The sequence below is a fragment of the Dellaglioa sp. CoH-57-MRSF-21 genome, from assembly GCF_056781915.1.
Genome location: NZ_JBXAXU010000029.1, coordinates 1 through 681, shown reverse-complemented (window position 1 = coordinate 681; position 681 = coordinate 1). Strand labels below are relative to the sequence as shown.

The window sequence follows — 681 nt, the reverse complement described above, 5'->3', positions numbered from 1 at the left end:
AGCCTACTCAGCCGCCTTGCCGCATCTTCAATGGAAGAAAACAACGGCCGGGCCTCTGATGAATACGCTATGGACAGTCAGGCTGAACTGCCAGAGCTGGACCCTAGTGAGAACACTGGAGAGATAGGCGTCGGGCAGAATCGTCAGGGAGGCAGTCCGAGTACTTACCTCCAGCCCACGATTTTGGGTGCGGCCCAGCGCCTCGCAGGCTTGGAGGAATAATGGACGGTCGTTATGTCTTTTTTAAGGTGCCGGAGACGGACACCAGCATCAACGTGGATTTGACGCCGCTCCTGCTTCAAGATGAAACGTTGATGAACCTAGTGGTCGGTGCCGTTCAGCCCGTGACACCTACGCCGCTGACCGCTACTCTTCAATCGGCGGTAACGAACCCCAAGGCCATGATCCTGACGGTGGGCGGCCAGAATGGCGTGAGCTATGGCCTCAACCTAACGCTCACGACGAATGCGCGCGTTCTAGTCGTGTCCGTCGCGATCACGGCCCAAGACCCGTCGTTTGTCCCATACGTTACAGAGAACCCAGAGGCGTATACCGATCTGGTGGACACCATTGAGGCCGGTAACGCTGCGATAGGCACTACCGTCTTCACGTTCCCGGGCAACATGGACCCTAGTGGTGGCTTTGTGGTTTGGGAGCTGCTGGCCTCGGACGGGACAGTAT

Annotated in this window: 2 protein-coding genes; both read left to right on the top strand. The window is 57.7% G+C overall.

What is annotated here, in order from left to right; all coding sequences use genetic code 11:
- Window positions 1-222, top strand: a 222-nt coding sequence (locus AC1RPQ_RS07730; protein WP_481762219.1) for a hypothetical protein, incomplete at its 5' end; no start/stop codon positions are given.
- A partial coding sequence (locus AC1RPQ_RS07725; RefSeq protein WP_481762218.1) for a hypothetical protein occupies window positions 222-681 on the top strand: 460 nt, incomplete at its 3' end. The genes AC1RPQ_RS07730 and AC1RPQ_RS07725, both read left to right, overlap by 1 nt.